Annotated in this window: 16 protein-coding genes; 5 read left to right on the forward strand and 11 right to left on the reverse strand. The window is 68.0% G+C overall.

Annotated elements, in window-relative coordinates; translation table 11 throughout:
- Window positions 1-109 precede the first annotated feature (109 nt).
- On the reverse strand, window positions 110-526 hold the full coding sequence (locus tag ASG79_RS21565; RefSeq protein WP_018768555.1) for an MGMT family protein: 417 nt from the start codon (window positions 524-526) through the stop codon (window positions 110-112).
- A 63-nt stretch (window positions 527-589) separates the two neighbouring features.
- On the opposite strand from ASG79_RS21565, the gene ASG79_RS21570 reads away from it, so the two are divergent.
- The 4 genes from ASG79_RS21570 to ASG79_RS21585 all read left to right on the forward strand — a co-directional run bounded on the left by ASG79_RS21570 (window position 590) and on the right by ASG79_RS21585 (window position 4094).
- Window positions 590-1300, forward strand: a complete 711-nt coding sequence (locus tag ASG79_RS21570) for a 3'-5' exonuclease (RefSeq protein WP_018768556.1) — start codon at window positions 590-592, stop codon at window positions 1298-1300.
- A gap of 329 nt (window positions 1301-1629) precedes the next feature.
- Window positions 1630-2583, forward strand: coding sequence for an ABC transporter substrate-binding protein (locus ASG79_RS21575; protein ID WP_018768557.1), 954 nt, complete (start codon window positions 1630-1632; stop codon window positions 2581-2583).
- Window positions 2584-2595: 12 nt separating this feature from the next.
- Window positions 2596-3360: an amino acid ABC transporter permease gene (locus ASG79_RS21580; protein WP_018768558.1), complete on the forward strand. Its 765-nt coding sequence runs from the start codon at window positions 2596-2598 to the stop codon at window positions 3358-3360.
- Entirely contained in the window at window positions 3357-4094 is a 738-nt protein-coding gene (locus ASG79_RS21585; protein ID WP_018768559.1) for an amino acid ABC transporter ATP-binding protein, read from the forward strand. The genes ASG79_RS21580 and ASG79_RS21585 overlap by 4 nt, the downstream gene beginning before the upstream one ends.
- A 136-nt stretch (window positions 4095-4230) precedes the next feature.
- Here the strand turns inward: ASG79_RS21585 and hemL are convergent, their stop codons facing one another.
- The 10 genes from hemL to hemE all read right to left on the reverse strand — a co-directional run bounded on the left by hemL (window position 4231) and on the right by hemE (window position 15272).
- Window positions 4231-5562, reverse strand: a complete 1332-nt coding sequence (hemL, locus tag ASG79_RS21590; RefSeq protein ID WP_018768560.1) for a glutamate-1-semialdehyde 2,1-aminomutase — start codon at window positions 5560-5562, stop codon at window positions 4231-4233.
- A 33-nt stretch (window positions 5563-5595) separates the two neighbouring features.
- Entirely contained in the window at window positions 5596-6672 is a 1077-nt protein-coding gene (locus ASG79_RS21595) for an LLM class flavin-dependent oxidoreductase (protein ID WP_056394045.1), read from the reverse strand.
- Complete coding sequence (gene hemB / locus ASG79_RS21600) at window positions 6669-7652, reverse strand: porphobilinogen synthase (protein ID WP_018768562.1); 984 nt, start codon at window positions 7650-7652, stop codon at window positions 6669-6671. The genes ASG79_RS21595 and hemB overlap by 4 nt, the downstream gene beginning before the upstream one ends.
- 57 nt (window positions 7653-7709) lie before the next feature.
- On the reverse strand, window positions 7710-8591 hold the full coding sequence (locus ASG79_RS21605) for a uroporphyrinogen-III synthase (RefSeq protein WP_056394047.1): 882 nt from the start codon (window positions 8589-8591) through the stop codon (window positions 7710-7712).
- A 7-nt stretch (window positions 8592-8598) separates the two neighbouring features.
- The gene (hemC, locus tag ASG79_RS21610; RefSeq protein ID WP_018768564.1) at window positions 8599-9597 is read right to left on the reverse strand and encodes a hydroxymethylbilane synthase; all 999 of its coding nucleotides are present in this window, start codon (window positions 9595-9597) and stop codon (window positions 8599-8601) included.
- Window positions 9594-10841 (reverse strand): ferrochelatase, encoded by a 1248-nt coding sequence (locus ASG79_RS21615; protein WP_056394050.1) that lies wholly within the window; start codon window positions 10839-10841, stop codon window positions 9594-9596. The genes hemC and ASG79_RS21615 overlap by 4 nt, the downstream gene beginning before the upstream one ends.
- Window positions 10838-11539, reverse strand: a complete 702-nt coding sequence (hemQ, locus tag ASG79_RS21620; protein ID WP_018768566.1) for a hydrogen peroxide-dependent heme synthase — start codon at window positions 11537-11539, stop codon at window positions 10838-10840. The genes ASG79_RS21615 and hemQ overlap by 4 nt, the downstream gene beginning before the upstream one ends.
- A gap of 113 nt (window positions 11540-11652) precedes the next feature.
- Complete coding sequence (locus ASG79_RS23660; RefSeq protein ID WP_235509903.1) at window positions 11653-12552, reverse strand: hypothetical protein; 900 nt, start codon at window positions 12550-12552, stop codon at window positions 11653-11655.
- Window positions 12553-12691: 139 nt separating this feature from the next.
- Window positions 12692-14173, reverse strand: coding sequence for a protoporphyrinogen oxidase (gene hemG, locus ASG79_RS21630; RefSeq protein WP_056394054.1), 1482 nt, complete (start codon window positions 14171-14173; stop codon window positions 12692-12694).
- 4 nt (window positions 14174-14177) lie between these two features.
- Entirely contained in the window at window positions 14178-15272 is a 1095-nt protein-coding gene (hemE, locus tag ASG79_RS21635) for a uroporphyrinogen decarboxylase (RefSeq protein WP_043424792.1), read from the reverse strand.
- A gap of 158 nt (window positions 15273-15430) precedes the next feature.
- Here hemE and ASG79_RS21640 point away from each other — a divergent pair, with 158 nt between their 5' ends.
- Window positions 15431-16756, forward strand: a complete 1326-nt coding sequence (locus tag ASG79_RS21640; protein WP_056394057.1) for a glutamyl-tRNA reductase — start codon at window positions 15431-15433, stop codon at window positions 16754-16756.
- The last annotated feature ends 169 nt before the right edge of the window (window positions 16757-16925 follow it).

Below are 16925 nucleotides of genomic sequence, written 5' to 3' on the forward strand. Positions count from 1 at the left end.
TCCGGGGTCCCTGCGTCGGGAAAAGCCTGCTCCTGCCCCGTGTGGGGCTGGCCTGTCCCCGGCGCCTGCCGGTGCGGGTCCCAGGGGCCGGTCAAAGGAATTGTTACGGTCACAAAATCATTCCATCATCAGCCACCGACAATCTGTGGAGGCTGCGCTCAAGTTGCCCGGCAATTGCGTCGATACTGTCAAAATCACTCTCCGTGGGTGCCCAGCGGGCGGCCGCCAGGTCAACCCGCCACCGGCCCTCCCCGGTCCGGAGGTACGAACTGAAGTCGCCAAGGAGCGCGGTGCCCTCTTCAAGGTAAAGGAGGAGGGCCTCGGCCTCATGCCCCTCGGGCGCGTGGCCGCTGGCCTTCAGGACGCGCCACCAGGGAACGCCGCCGCCATGGTGGCTCATGACGGAACCGATCTGGCGCGGTCCGCCCGAACCCAGGAGCTCGGCCACATCCCCGTACGACACTGCGGACCCTGGCGGTACCAGCCTTACGACGGCAAGGACCGCTTGGACGTACTCATTCCGCATTGATCCAATCTAGCCCCAGTGGCGTTCCACGGATTTGTCAGTGGGTCCCTTTAGCGTTGAAGCATGAGTTCCTGGAACACCCTTCCCCGCGCAGCCTTCGACCTGGAAACCACCGGCCGCAATTCGCGGGCGGCAAGAATCGTCACCGCATCAATCACCGTGGTGGACCACCAAGGCCAGGTCATCAAGGAACACGAGTGGCTGGCTGATCCCGGCGTGGAAATCCCCACCGAGGCAAGTGACGTCCACGGCATCACCACCGAACAGGCCAGGCGGGACGGCCGCCCGGCGCACGAGGTCACCCGTGAAGTCGCCGCGGTGCTCCAGGAGCTCTTCGATTCCGCCATCCCGGTGATCGCGTTCAACGCGAGCTACGATTTCACGGTCCTTGCCGCTGAGTCCGCCCGCTATGGGATTCCCCAGCTCAGCCGCTTCCCGGTCCTTGACCCCTACATCATGAACAAGCAGGTTGACCGGTTCCGCAAGGGCAAGCGCACGCTCACCGCATTGTGCGAGGAGTACGGCGTGGTCCTGGACAATGCCCACACTTCGGCCGCGGATGCGCTTGCCACCCTGCGGGTCCTCGATGCGATGGCGGGCAAGTTCCCCAAGCTGGTGATGCCGGCAAGCCAGCTGCACCAACTGCAGGTGGACTGGGCGGTCAGCCAGGCGGCGGACTTCCAGGGGTACCTCCGAAAGACAAAGCCGGCCGCCGTGATCGAGGGTGACTGGCCGGTGCTGCCGCCGCAGGATGCAACGGCAGGTGGCTTCTAGGCGCAGCCGCGCCACTCCAAACTGGGAGGCATGTCACAGTCATGCTGCTTCACAAACCGCGGAGTCTCTGCACCTGCATCCTTCACCGGAAGAGGGTAACCGCGCGCAAGCTGCTCCAACTTCCTCATAAAGGGCAGAATTTCATTTGGCAGAACCGAGATTGGGCTCGCGCTTCTTCGGCAAGGACCCTCACTTCACGCTAGTGAGACAATAAAGTTTTGCGGTCACCCCTGCCCCGGACGGCTCGACCAGCACCGGGCAGGTGCCAGGCGCCACAGCGCTGCCTTGCGGCCCGGTCGACTTATGACTCATATGAAAGTGACAACCTGATGAAAATCAAAGCGATGAAGTGGCTCACTACCGCTCCCGTTGCACTTGCCCTCGCGGTTTCCCTCGCAGCCTGCGGCGGCGGGTCTTCCCAGCCCAGCGGCACCCCCACCGATGCCCTCGCCGGCAGCGACCAGCAGACGCTGGACAAGTACACCACCGCCAACGTCACCCCGGTGGACAAGATCGACAAGACCAAGCTGGGCCTCATCACCGAGGGCACCCTGCGCGTGGGAACCCTCTCGGACGCCCCGCCCAACATCTTCATCGACCCTTCGGGCAAGTTCACCGGCTACGACAACGAGCTGCTGCGCGCCATTGCCGACAAGCTGGGCCTCAAGGTTGAGTTCGCCTCCACCGACTTCTCGGCCCTCCTGTCCCAGGTGGCCAACAAGCAGTTCGACGTCGGGTCCTCCTCGATCTCCACCACCGACGCCCGCCGCAAGACCGTTGGCTTCACCAACGGCTACGACTTCGGCTACATGGCTGTGGTGACCAAGAACGGCTCCAAGGTCAACGGCTTCGCCGACCTCAAGGAAGGCGTCCGGATCGGCGTCGTCCAGGGCACCGTCCAGGACGACTACGTCACCAACACCCTCAAGCTGGAGCCTGTCCGTTTCCCGGACTACAACACCGTGTACGGCAACGTGAAGAACGGCCAGATCGACGCCTGGGTGGCACCCTCCCAGCAGGCAACCGGCCAGGTCAAGGAAGGCGACAACACCAAGATCGCCGAGAAGGTTGTGAACACCCAGAACTTCACCGCCTACGCCGTCAACAAGGACAACCAGCCCCTGATCGACGCCCTGAACTCCGGCCTGGACGCGGTCATCGCGGACGGTACCTGGGCCAAGCTGACGTCCGAGTGGTACAAGGACCGCCCCACCGCCGCTGAACAGACCCCGCAGGGCTGGAAGCCGGGCAGCAAGGCCGTCCAGATCCCGGCCGCCAAGTAACCAGGGCGTTCCATGGATATCCTCAAGCAACTCGCTGACACCTTCCTTGACTGGAAGGCGATGGGCGAAGTCATCCCCAAGATGTTCGCCGTCGGCCTGCCGAATACCCTCGTGCTGGCCATCATCTCGGGCATCATCGGGACAGCCCTGGGGATGCTGCTCGCCCTGATGGGGATCTCCCGGAACGCAGCAGCGCGCTGGGTCGCGCGGATCTACACGGACATCCTGCGCGGCCTCCCGCCGGTCCTGACCATCCTGGTCATCGGCTTCGGGTTCGGGCCGATCGTCCGCGAATTCACGGGTTCCACGAGCCCCTACCCGATGGCTGTCGCGGCGCTTTCGCTGATGTCCGGCGCCTACATCGGCGAGATCTTCCGCTCCGGCATCCAGAGCGTCGACAAGGGACAACTCGAGGCTTCCCGCGCCCTGGGGTTCGGCTACGGTGCGTCCATGCGCCTTGTAGTGGTGCCCCAGGGCATCCGGCGGGTGCTTCCGGCCCTGGTCAACCAGTTCATTGCGCTGATCAAGGAATCATCCCTTGTCTTCCTCCTGGGACTGCTGGCAAGTGAGCGCGAGATCTTCCAAATCGGCAAGGATGCGGCGGCCACCACCGGCAACCTGTCGCCCTACGTGGCGGCAGCCGTCTTCTACCTGGCGCTGACCATCCCGCTGACCCACTTCGTGAACTGGATCGATGCCCGGCTGCGCACCGGCAGGCCCGAAAAGAAAGAACCGGACGAGGCCGCAGCGGTCGTTGGAAAGGGAGCCCAGGCATGAGCGAATTTGCGTCGGGAACACTGAGCGCCAAGAACATCCACCTTTCCTTCGGCAGCAACCACGTCCTGCGGGGCATCGACCTGCACGTTCCCCAGGGCACCACGGCGTCCGTCATTGGACCGTCGGGTTCGGGCAAGTCCACGCTGTTGCGCGTCATGAACCGCCTGATCGAACCGGACCAGGGGGACATCCTGCTGGACGGGCGGTCAGTCCTGAAGGACAACCCGGACGAGCTGCGCCGCCGGATCGGCATGGTGTTCCAGCAGTTCAACCTGTTCCCGCACAAGACGGTGGAGGAAAACGTTTCACTGGCCCTGCGGAAGCTGCGCAAGCTCTCCAAGGAGGAGGCGCGCAGTGAGGCACTGGAGCAGCTGGACCTGGTGGGCCTGAGGCATAAGGCCGATTCCCGCCCGGCCAACCTCTCCGGCGGCCAGCAGCAGCGCGTGGCCATCGCCCGTGCGCTGGCCATGAAGCCGGAGGTCATGTTCTTCGACGAGGCAACCTCTGCCCTGGACCCGGAGCTGGTCAAGGGCGTGCTGTCGCTGATGGCGGACCTCGCCAAGGGCGGCATGACCATGGTGGTCGTAACCCACGAAATGGGCTTCTCCCGCAACGTGTCCGACGCCGTAACGTTCATGGACGCCGGTGTTGTTGTGGAGTCCGGTCCGCCGGAGCAGCTCTTCACCGACCCGAAGACGGACCGGCTCAAGGGCTTCCTCTCGGACGTCCTCTAGGGCCGAAGGCACGCACAGACAGAAAATCCCCGCTTCCCGGACTTTCCCCTCGCATGCAGTGGGATTTGTCCGGAAGGCGGGGATTGTTCGTCCCGGCGGCAGGTTCACGACGCCGGGACGCGCCTTTTCGCTGTTCCTACCCCTGGGCGGCGGCTGCGGCCCTGGCTGCCGCGGGAAGGGCGTCGTAGATCCGGTTCATGGCATCATCGTCGTGCGCGGCGGAGAGGAACCAGGCCTCGAAGACCGACGGCGGCAGGTACACGCCGGACTCCAGCATGGAGTGGAAGAACGGCGCGTAGCGGAACGCCTCCTGGGCCTGGGCGTCGGCGTAGTTGTGGACGCCGTGGGCCGAGGTTCCGAAGGCCACCGAGAACAGGTTGCCGGCGAACTGGATGGAGTGGTCCACCCCGGCGGCATCGAGGGCGTTGGACAGCGCGGAGGACAGTTCGAGGGACCGGACGTCGATGAAGGAATAAACGTCCCGCGTGGCGTGCGTCAGGGTTGCCACACCTGCCGCCATGGCCACCGGGTTCCCGGAAAGCGTTCCGGCTTGGTAGACCGGGCCGGTGGGGGCCAGGTAGTCCATGACGTCGGCACGTCCGCCCAGTGCCGCCGTCGGCATTCCGCCGCCGATGACCTTGCCGAAGGTGAGCAGGTCCGGAGTCCAGGGGTCCTCGGCATCCGGCGCGCCTCCGGTGAGGCCCCAGTAGCCGGAGTAGCCGGTGCGGAAACCGGTCAGGACCTCGTCGACGATGAGCAGCGCGCCATGCTCGCGGGTGATCCGGGAAAGCCCTGCATTGAACCCTTCGGCGGGGGTGACCACACCCATGTTGGCGGGCGCCGCTTCGGTGATGACGGCCGCGATATTGGATCCGTGCGTGGCGAAGGCTTCCTTGACGGCCTGGAGGTCGTTGTAGGGCAGCACCAGGGTTTCGGCGGCGGTGGCTTCCGTGACGCCGGCGGAACCGGGCAGGGCGAGGGTTGCCACGCCGGAGCCTGCAGCGGCCAGGAGTCCATCGAGGTGGCCGTGGTAGCAGCCGGCGAACTTGATGATGAGGTTGCGGCCGGTGAACCCGCGGGCCAGCCGGACCGCCGTCATGGTGGCTTCGGTGCCGGTGGAGACCATGCGGAGGCGCTCGACGGCGGGGACGCGCTCCTTCACGATTTCGGCCAGGTTCGCTTCGTCCGGGGTGGAAGCGCCGAAGGAGAGGCCGCGGTCGACGGCGGCGTGGACGGCATCCAGCACGGCCGGGTGGGCGTGCCCCAGCAGCGCCGGGCCCCAGGAGCAGACCAGGTCCACGTATTCCTTGCCGTCGGCGTCGGTCAGGTAGGGCCCCTTGGCGGAGACCATGAAGCGCGGCGTCCCGCCGACGGAGCCGAAGGCCCGGACCGGCGAATTGACTCCGCCCGGCATCAGCTGGCGGGCGCGGTCGAAGAGTGCCTCGTTGCGAGGATTGCTGGAAGTCATGGTTTCTATTCTCTCAGTTAGCCGGAAGCGCAGTCAGCCGGCGAGCAGCTCTGCCACCCGGGGCGCCACCGCGGTGCCCATCAGTTCGATTGAGCGCATCATGGCCGCGTGCGGCAGCGGTCCGTTGCTGTATTTCAGGTCGAAGCGGTCCACACCCAGGTTCCGCTTCAGCCGGACGATTTTTTGGGCCACCGTTTCCGGCGATCCGACGTAGAGGGCGCCTTCCGCGGAGCACAGGGCGTCGAACTCTCCCCGGCCGGCCGGTCCCCATCCGCGTTCGGCGCCGAGCTTGTTGCGCAGCTTTAGCCAGTGCGGGAACAGTTCTTCCCGGGCCTGCTCATCGGTGTCGGCCACGTGCCCGGGCGAGTGCGTGGCCATCTGCTGCATGGGGTGCCCGTACTTGGCCATCGCCTCCCGGTAGAGGTCGGCAAGCGGCCGGAAGCCGCGCGGCTGGCCGCCGATGATGGCAAAGATGATGGGATAGCCGTACTGGGCGCAGCGCAGCACCGATTCTGGTGTTCCGCCCACCCCGATCCATGTGGGCAGCAGGTGGTGCTCCATGGGCGGATAGACGCTCAGGCCGTGCAGCGCGGGCCGGGTGCGGCCTTCCCAGTGCACGGGCTTTTGCGCGCGGACCTTGTCGAACAACTCGAGTTTCTCTTCGAACAGGACCTCATAGTCGGCCAGGTCCAGGCCGAACAGGGGGAAGGATTCGATGAAGGATCCGCGCCCCAGCATCACTTCGGCGCGGCCGTTCGAAATGGCGTCCACAGTGGAAAAGCGCTGGAAGACACGGATGGGGTCATCCGAGCTCAGGACCGTTACGGCGGAGCCCAGCCGGATGCGGGTTGTGCGGGCGGCAGCGGCGGCCAGGAAGACTTCCGGCGCTGACACCGCGTAGTCCTTGCGGTGGTGCTCCCCCACGCCAAAGGCATGGAGCCCGACGGCGTCGGCAAGTTCCGCCTGTTCCAGCAGTTGGCGCAGGACCTGGGCGTGCGGCTGCTGGCTGCCGTCCGGAGCCTCGCCAACGTCACCGAAGGTGTTCAGGCCGAGGAGGATGCGGTCCTCCCCCACCGGCGCGGTGGGTTCCGCGGCCTGCCCGGCTGTCACCGGGCTTCCTTCAGCCAGCCGGCCAGTTCGGCGGCCCAGTACGTGAGGACCATGTGGGCCCCGGCCCGCCGGATGCCCAGGACGGACTCGGTGATGGCTGCGCGGCGGTCGATCCAGCCGTTGGCGGCGGCGGCCTCGATCATGGCGTATTCACCGGAAATCTGGTAGGCGGACACCGGGACGGGACTCATCGCGGCAACGTCGGCCACGATGTCCAGGTAGCTCATGGCCGGTTTGACCATGATGATGTCCGCGCCCTCGGCGAGGTCCAGTTCAACCTCGCGGAGGGCTTCGGTGCGGTTGCCGGCATCCATTTGGTAGGTCCGCCGGTCGCCCTTGAGCTGTGAGTCCACCGCTTCGCGGAACGGCCCGTAGAACGCCGAGGCGTACTTGGCGGCGTAGGCGATGACGGAGGTGTTGGCATATCCGGCTTGATCCAGGGCCGACCGGATGGCGGCGATCTGGCCGTCCATCATGCCGGAGGGGCCCAGCATGTGCGCGCCGGCCTCCGCCTGTGCAACGGCCATCCTGGCGTAGATCTCCACGGTGCGGTCGTTGTCCACGTACCCGTCGGCGTCGAGGACTCCGCAGTGGCCGTGGTCGGTGAATTCGTCCAGGCACACATCGCTCATGACCACCAGGTCATCGCCCACTTCGGCGCGGACGTCCCGGATGGCCTTGTTCAGCACTCCCTCCGGGTCGAGTGATGCCGAGCCTTCGGCGTCACGGGTTTCCGGGATGCCGAAGAGCATGATGCCGCCCAGGCCGAGCTCAACGGCCTCCGCCGCGGCCCGCTTGAGCGTGTCGGTGGTGTGCTGGACCACCCCCGGCATGGAAGTGATGGGGTTGGGTTCGGTCAGTCCCTCGCGGATGAAGGCCGGAAGGATGAGTTCCGCCGGCGAGAGGCGGGTTTCGGCGGTCAGCCGGCGCATGGCGGGGGTGGTGCGCAGGCGGCGGGGGCGTTGGTTGGGGAAAGTCATGGGTCCTGTCCTTCGCGTTGTTCTTGAAGCTTGAGGGGGCATACCGGGGCGGGGCGGTCAAGGCGGGTTGAGGGCCTTCGCGACGGCCGCCACCAGCCCGTCCGGTGTGGGCTCAGCCGCCACCGCAGCCACGTCCAGGCCCAGGGCAGCAGCCTGGTCCGCCGTCGAACGGCCGATCACCACCAGCCGGCAGCCGCCCAGGGGACCAAGGGCGGAAATACGGCGTACGGAGCTCGGCGAGGCGGCGATCACGGCCGCTATGCGCCCTTCGGCGATGTCCGCGGCGGCCGTTTCGGGCGTCAGGAGGGAGTACGACGGCGGGTGCTGGCCGGCGTCGCCGTCTTCCGGCTGCACGGCGAGCCTGCGGTCGGCTGCCGCCGGATAGTCGACGGTGCGGTAGGCCGTTACGGCGGTGACGGCGCTGCCTGCGGCAGCGAGGCCCTCTGCCAGTGTGCCGGCTGCGATGTCCGCCTGCGGCAGCAGGATCCTGCCGCCGCCGGGCCATACCGCGAGGAGGCCGGCGGCCGACTGTTCGCCGGCGGGGGTGAGGGCGGCATCCAGCCCGCCCGCCGACAGCAGCCTCCGCGTGGCGGGGCCGATCGCGGCGATCCGGGTACCGGAGGGGACCAACTGGCCCAGGCCAAGGCCACGCTCGGCGGCCTTTTCCATCAGGACATGCACGGTAGTGGCACTGCTGACCACCAGCCAGTCGAAGGCCCCTGCCGCCAGGGCGTCGCAGGCGACGTCGAGCGCGTGCTGGTCCGGGGCCCGTTCGAAGTCGATGAGCGGCAGCAGCACCGGCGTCGCGCCGGCTCCGGCCAGGGCCTCCACCAGGGCACCGGACCGCTCCGGGCTGCGCGTGACGAGGACGCGGGCTCCGCCCAGCAGGGATTGGCTGGGTGGAATCTGCGGTCCGGACCTGCGGGAAGGCTGCGTCATCGCCGGGTCAGGACGCCTGCAGGTCTGCGATGTCGGCGGCTCCGGCGGCAAGCAGCGCTTCGGCCAGTTCGATGCCCAGCAGGGTGGCCCCGACTTCCGTGAGTCCGTCCGTGGCGCGCTTGTCCCGGACCGTTGCGGTGCCGTCGACGGCGCACACCACGGCTTCCAGGTGCAGCATGCTGCCCTTCCGGTAGGCATAGGCGCCTACCGGGGCTGCACAGCCTGCTTCGAGCCGGGCCAGCAGGGCGCGCTCTGCCGTCACGGCAAGGCGGGTGTCGGGGTCGTCCAGGGCAGCGAGGGCTTGGGCCAGGACCTCACGGGATCCTTCATCCGATCCCGGTTTGGGCGGCGCGTCGGCAGTACGGCATTCGATGGCCAGTGATCCCTGTCCGGCCGCGGGCAGCATCACGTCCGTTTCGAGGTACTCGGTGACGGCGTCCAGCCGGCCAATGCGCTCAAGGCCGGCGGCAGCAAGAACCACGGCGTCCAGGTCGCAGGATTTCCCGGGGACCACTTGGTCAGTGGAGTTGCCTGGCAGGCCGGGAACACGGCCCAGGCGGGTGTCCACGTTGCCGCGGATGTCGACAATGTCCAGGTCGGCGCGGGCCGCCCGCAGCTGTGCAGCGCGGCGGGGCGACCCGGTGCCGACCCGGGCTCCGGCAGGCAGGTCGGCCAGCTTGAACCCATCGCGGGCGCACAGGACGTCGCGGACGTCCACCCGGCGCGGCGTGGCGGCAAGGCTGAGTCCTACGGCCGCACCGGTGGGCAGGTCCTTGAGCGAATGGACGGCGACGTCGCACTCACTGCGCAGCAGCGCGTCGCGCAGGGCCGCAACAAAGACGCCCGTGCCGCCCATCTGGGACAGCGACCCGGTGAGGACGTCACCGTCAGTGCGGATGTGCACCAGTTCCACCGGGAAACCCCCGACGGCGGCGAGCTGGTCCGCGGTCTGCTGGGTCTGGGTGAGCGCCAGTTTGCTGGCGCGGGTTCCAATCCGGACCGTCACGGCTGCGCCGTCTCGCCGGCATCCCCCGAGGGATAAGGGTCATGCCCCGTGCCCACGGTGGTGTCGGCTCCTGCAATCGTGGGTTTTTCGCCGCGGAAGTTGGCGCAGCAGCCCGGGCGGCAGACGTCGTACCAGGGGCCAAGATCCGTCAGGGCGGGACGGTCGCTGATGTTGTTGGCCACCGTCCGCTCGCAGATGAGGTCCACCAGTCCATTAACGAACGTGCGGTGGGTACCGGGGGTAGGGACGCGGGTGGCCGCAAGGCCGAGGTTTGCGCACGTTTCCATGGCCTCGGTGTCCAGGTCCCAGACAACTTCCATGTGGTCGCTGACAAAGCCCAGGGGGACGATGACGATGCCCTTGACGCCCTGCCCGGCGAGTTCCTCGATGGCGTCATTGATGTCCGGTTCCAGCCACGGCACGTGCGGGGCGCCCGAACGGGACTGGTACACCAGGGACCACGGTGCGGTCAGGCCGGTTTCATCCTGGACCCGCCCGATGACGGCCGCGGCGTTGGCCAGGTGCTGCGCCACGTAGGCGGACCCTTCCTCGAACTCACGCGGCTCACCCTCGGACCGCGCCGCGGCCTCAGCATCCCGGGTAGGGATGGAGTGGGTGGCAAACAGGATGTGGACGGGCGCGTCGGGGCTTCCGGCGTCGGCAAGCTTGGCGCGGACATCGGCCAGTCCTGCGGCAGTTCCCTCGACGAACGGCTCCACGAAACCGGGGTGGTCGAAGTACTGGCGGACCTTGTCCACTTCCAGCCGGCCGTCCAGGCCGGTCTCCGTCAGGGCCATGCCGATGTCCTCGCGGTACTGGCGGCAGCTGGAGTAGCAGGAGTAGGCACTCGTGGTGAGCATCAGCACCCGGCGGTGGCCGGCGTCGTACGCTTCCTGCAGGGTCTGGGGGATGTACGGCGCCCAGTTCCGGTTGCCCCACAGCACGGGCAGGTCGATGCCGCGGGCAGCCAGTTCGGCTTCCATCGCTGCCTTGAGTTCCCGGTTCTGCTGGTTGATGGGGCTCACGCCGCCGTTGGCGCGGTAGTGGTGCGAGACTTCCTCGAGCCGCTCGTCCGGGATCCCCCGGCCGCGCGTGACGTTGCGGAGGAACGGGATGACGTCCTCCTGGCCTTCCGGACCGCCGAAGGAGGCGAGCAGGACGGCGTCGTAATTCTTGGGGGCCATGCGCCCGGCCTCGGTGACGGGGTTCACGGCGGTGGCAAGTGTGGGGTCGAGCGGGTTCATGCGAGCACCTCTGCTACTTCTTCGGCGGTGATCCGGCGTCCGGTGTAGAACGGAACTTCCTCGCGGACATGGTTGCGGGCCTCCGTGGCGCGCAGGTGGCGCATCAGGTCCACGAGGTCCACCAGTTCGGGTGCTTCCAGGCCGAGGATCCATTCCCAGTCCCCCAGGGCGAAGGAGGAGACGGTGTTGGAGATGACCTGGGGGAAGTCCCTGCCCAGCAGGCCGTGGTCGCGGAGCATCTTGCCGCGCTCGGCCTCCGGCAGGATGTACCACTCGTAGGAGCGCACGAACGGGTAGACGCACAGCCACTCGGCCGGAGCGACGCCCCGCGAGTAGGCGGGCGTGTGGTTCTTGGCGAACTCCGCCTCGCGGTGGACGCCCATGGCGGACCACACGATCTCCGTGCCCGCGAAGAGGGGGCTGCGGCGGATGTCGCGGATGGCCTGCTGCAGCGCCTCGGGCTTGGGGCCGTGGAGCCACACCATGACGTCGGCGTCGGCGCGCATGGCCGAGACGTCGTAGCTGCCCCGGTGCGTGACGCCGGCCGCGGCGAGCCGCTCCAGCAGCGCTTCGAAGTCGGCGGCGGCATCGGCGCTGCGGACCACTGACTCCGACCGCTTGAATACCGTCCAGAGGGTAAAGAACTGCTCGGCTGATTCTTCGGTTTTAGTGACAGATTCGGCAGAAGTGTGGCTCATGGTTACAAGTTTGCCCCTTCGCTGCCCCCAAGGCGAAACCGAAGAGTTCTACAATTCGTAGAAGTGAGCAAAGTCACGTTTGCCTGCCGTGGAGGGCTTCCGGCGCCGCATCCTCAGGGGCGGCGCATGCGCAGGAAGACCAACCCGGCGGCGGCACCCACGCCAACCAGTCCGGCGCCCAGCCACACCATGGCATCCGGCATGTCCGGCAGGGGGCCGGTGGAGGAAACAGCGCGGCCCGGGCCCGCGGGTGCAGCGGCAGCCTGCGGCACCCGGGTGGGCTGGGACTGGCGTGCATTGATGGACAGCGCGGTGGGCAGCGACGTGGGCAGGGTGGGAGAAGGCGCAACCGCTCCCCCACTCGCGGCCGGGCCGGCCGCATCTCCACCGGCCTCTCCACCGGTGGCGGTACCTGCCGCCCCGCCGGGGGCTGCTGCGGCATCCTGTGAACCGGACGCCTGGCCTGCCGCTTCTGTTCCAGGCGAGGGAGGCGTCGGGGCCGGGGCGCCCCCCGCCGGGGAGGTACCGGCCTCGGGGGCAACCCGTGGCGCGGTGGCTGAGGTGGGCCCCGGCTGGGTGCCGGATCCTGGTCGGGTTGCCGTGGAGGATGCTCCGCCGGCCGGCGCCGCAGTCGAGGTGGTCGGGCCGCCGGTCACCAAAGGCGTTCCGGAGACTGTGGGCAGCGGGACGTCCGGTAGCGGCAGTCCCGTCATCGAAGCCTGCGCTGTGGCCTGTGCCGTCGCCGTCGTCGAACCGGGTGCGAGCGACGCCTTCACGGCCGGCAGCAATGCTCCCGGCACGGCAGGGATGGCCGGAACCTTGCCACGAGGGGTGGCAGTTGCACCGTCCGCGGCCGTTCCGGCCGGGGACGCCTGCGCTGGGGAGTCTTGGGGAGGGGGAACCGCGTCGTCGGCCAAGGACGCCTGCACGCCGGTGGAAAGAACCAGTACCGCTCCGAACGCAGCGGCTGCAGTACCGCGTCGGAGTCCCCCATGGATACCGGTCCGGGACATGGAAAGCTCGGACCTGTGTTGAACCATAGTCATCGACCCTAACCAGAACGGATGGCCGATTGAAAACCGGGAAGGGCCGCGGGGCGTGCGGGTGGATACTGCCAAGAACCCGACGCGCCGGGCTGACCAGCACCGATGCCTAGGCGGCGGTTAATTGGCCGATTTGCTCACGTGTGTCGGCAACGACGGCGGCGAGGCCGTTTCCGGCCACCCAGCCACCCACGATTGCCAGGCCACCGGCGGCGGTGCAGGCCTGGCGGATCTCTGCTGCCCGGGCGCGGTGCCCCACGGCCGCGAACGGCAGCGAGCCGCGCCATCGGACAACGTCCCATCCGCGCACGTCCCCGCCGGCGATCTGGACGCCCAGGAGAGCGGAAGCGTCCCGCAGGGCGGCTGCGAAGAGCTCGTCATCGGTATCCGGTCCGGCAGGCTGGTGCACCGAAGCGCCGTCCACCCGGCCGTAGGAAAGGCGCACCACGTGGCGTCCCTGGCCGGCAGCAGCCGCCAGCCAGTCCCATTTTCCCGTTGCATGCGTCAGCGCCTTTGCCTCGATGCCCGGCGTTTGCGGGGCCACCAGGATTCCTGTCCCCCGGGGCCGCCGGTCAAGGTTTGGTTTGTCCAGGACCATGGTGACCAGCTTGACGTCAGGTCCGGACGCAGGCTTCTTCCCTGCGATCAGCGGGACGGCATGTTCCAGCAGTCCGACGGCGGCCGGGCCATCCACGGCCACCACCAGCAGGGCGGTGCGGAAGGCTGCACCGCCGGCCTCCACCAGCCAGCCTTCAGGGGTGCGGGATACAGAGGTGGCAGCGGTGTTCGCCAGCAGGGCGACGCCCCGTCGCCTGAGATCTTCCACCAGCGCATCCACCAGGATGTGCATGCCGCCTTCGAGGCCCGCGACTGCGGAACCGGCCTTGGCAGGTTTTCCTGCTTGGCCGGGCTGGAGTGGGGTGCCGGCGCCGGCTGCCCCGGAATTCTCACCGGCCCCGCGCCGCTGGGCCGAAACCGCGGCAGCGAGGGAACCGTGCCGGCGCAGCCCTGCCCGCAGCCCTGGAGCCACCATGTCGACGTCGAGCAGCCCGGGATCTGCGGAGTGGACGCCGCCCACCACCGGCGAGACCAGGCGCTCCAGCACCCGCGAACCCATCCTGGCCCTGACCAGCGCGGAGACGCTGGTGACTCCCGCACCGGCGCCCACGGAAGCGGGCAGCAGCCTGTCCAGGGAGGCCCGCAGCGAGCCCAGGGTACCCAGGGTGCGCCGGACTTCAGGATCCCAGGGGTTGGCGGGGATGCCCAGGACGCCGGTCCTGGGAAGTTCGCGGGCACCATCCGGAAGCTGCACCCACGCACCTCCGGGGCGGGGCGGAACGATCCTTGCGCCCAGGCCAAGTTCTGCGCACAGCCGCGCTACGGCGTCGGACCGCGTGGCGAACGACTCGGCGCCACTGTCCAGCGTGAGGCCCGCTACCGTGTGGCTGCCCACGCAGCCGCCCCACGCCGGGCCCGCCTCCAGGACCGTCACCTCGTGGCCGGCCGCGGCGAGTTCCCGGGCGGACAGCAGGCCGGAGATTCCGCCGCCCACCACCAGTGCCGTGCCGGGCCTCGCCGCAGAACTGCCCATGTGGCTACTCCGGCGAGATGGAGTGGATGAGCTCCACCACCCGGGTCAGGACGTCCGGGTCGGTTTCGGGCGGCACTCCATGTCCCAGGTTCAGGACGTGGCCGGGGGCGGCGGAGCCGGCGGCGATGACCTCGCGGACATGGGCCTCGAGGATGTCCCAAGGAGCCGCCAGCAGTGCGGGGTCGATGTTTCCCTGCAGCGGGACGGTTCCGCCCAGCCGGCGGTTGGCCTCATCGAGCGGCAGCCGGTAGTCGACGCCCACCACATCCACACCCACGTCGCGCATGGCAACGAGAAGTTCGGAGGTGCCGGTGCCGAAGTGGATGAGCGGAGCCCCGAGGTGGCGGACATGGTCCAGGGCGCGGGCCGACGCCGGTGCAACGTACTTGGTGTAATCGGCCAGTCCCAGCGAGCCCGCCCAGGAGTCAAAGAGCTGGGCGGCGGATGCGCCTGCCTCCAGCTGGGCCTGGAGGAACATGCCCGAGGCATCGGCAGCCCAGTTGGCCAGGGCGGTCCACGTCTCCGGATCCGCATGCATCATGGTCCGCGGGCCGAGGTGGTCACGGCTGGGTTTTCCTTCCACCATGTAGGCGGCCAGGGTGAACGGTGCGCCGGCAAACCCGATCAGCGGCGTCTTGCCCAGTTCGGCCACGGTCAGGCGGACGGCTTCGCGGATGGGTTCCAGGGCTTCCCAGGTGAGTTGGGGCAGGGCGGCAACGTCGGCCGCCGTACGCACCGGCATGTCAAGGACCGGGCCCACCCCGGGCACGATGTCCACGCCCACGCCGGCGAGCTTCAGCGGGATGACGATGTCCGAGAAGAAGATGCCCGCGTCCACATCGTGGCGGCGTACGGGCTGCAGCGTGATTTCGGAGGCCAGCTCGGGCCGGAGGCAGGAGTCCAGCATGGCGATGCCCTCGCGCACCTTGAGGTATTCCGGCAGCGACCGGCCCGCCTGCCGCATGAACCAGACGGGACGGCGGGACGGCTTGCCTCCGCGGTAGGCCGTGATCAGCGGTGAATCCGCTGTGCGGCCGTCCATCAGTGGATGGTCTGCGGCAAGGGCGCCGGCAGCGGAGACGGCAGGGCTAGGAGTCATGCTTTTGATTGTGCCGAAAAAGAGCTGCAAAAGATAACGACAACCTGTCGCTGGCAACGCGGGCCAAGGGGAGGTGGCGCGGATCACGGTGGAATGTGGCGGTTATCCTTTCCGGTGGTTGTTCTACCAGGCAACGAAAAAGCTATGATTGGTCTGCTGTGGTTCTTTTCTCATTGGTGGCTACACACGCCGACATCGACCTTGAAACCGTTGCTCAGTTGAGCAACGGTTCCTCCGGGATTGCCGCATCCGCGCTCACCGAATCCCCCGCCGTGGCAGGGGCAGTAGTGCTGGCCACCTGCAACCGCTACGAAATCTACGGCGAAGCTGCCAACCCCAACGACGTCGAAGCAGCCCGGGCGGCACTCGTGGCCCGGATCAGCGAGGCCAGCGGACTGGCCGAACCCCTCGTCTCACGTTCCTTCAGCACACGCACCGGACCCGAGGTGACCCAGCACCTGTTCGCCGTCAGCGCGGGACTGGACTCCGCCGTCGTGGGTGAACGCGAAATCGCCGGCCAGGTGCGGCGGGCACTGATTACCGCCCAGCACGACGGCACTGCCAGCGCCGGCCTCATCCGGCTTTTCCAGGCCGCCTCCAAGACAGCCAAGGATGTTGGCGCGCAGACGGCGCTCGGTTCCCGCGGCCTGTCCATCGTCTCGGTGGCACTGGACCTTGCCACCGATCTTTCCGAAAACCCGGACTGGACAACCAAGAAGGTTGTGCTGTTCGGGACCGGCGCCTACGCCGGGGCCACCATGGCACTGCTGCGTGAACGCGGCTGCACGGACATCTCCGTTTACTCCTCGTCCGGCCGGGCCGAAGGATTTGTCGCCTCGCGCGGCGGCACCGCCCTGGACGTGGACTCGCTGCGGTCCGCAGTGGCGGCTGCGGACGTCATGATCGGGTGCAGTGGGTCGGACACCCGGGTCGAAGCCGACGAGCTCGCCCAGGTGCGCGCCGATTCGCCGCAGCCCCTGATCGCCATCGACCTTGCCCTCACCCACGACTTCGACCCCGCCGTCGGCGAGCTGGAAGGCGTGGAACTGCTCACCCTGGAATCAGTCCGCCTGGCCGCGCCGCAGGAACAGGCGGAATCGCTGGCCCAGGCCAGCGGAATCGTGAAGGGTGCCGCCAAGGCCTTCGAGCAGGAGCGTGAAGCCCGCTCCGTCGATTCAGCCATCGTTGCCCTGCGGCGCCACACCATGAACGTCCTGGACGCGGAGATGGAAAAGGTCCGTGCCCGCCACGGCTGCACCGCCGCCGCCGAGGAAGTCGAGTTCGCCCTCCGCCGCATGGTCAAGCAACTGCTGCACGTACCCACGGTCCGCGCCCGCGAACTCGCTGCGAACGGCCAGCAGGACGACTACGTTGCTGCGCTGGAGGCCCTGTACGGCATCACTGTCGAACAGCCCGCCACCGCCGCCCCTGCCGCCGTCGAGGCCGAATGCCCGGTGGACCACCAGAGCCGCGAAACCGCCTGACCACGCCCCATCACTTCCTGCACTATTTACGGCAACGCCCCATCAGTACCTGCGCCATCTACAAGGACGCCCCATCACTTTCTGCACTACTTACGGCAACGCCCCATCACTTTCTTCTGGAAAGTGATGGGGCGTACTCCAAAAGGGCGCGGGAAGTGATGGAGCGTCC

Source organism: Arthrobacter sp. Soil761 (assembly GCF_001428325.1).
GTDB lineage: Bacteria > Actinomycetota > Actinomycetes > Actinomycetales > Micrococcaceae > Arthrobacter.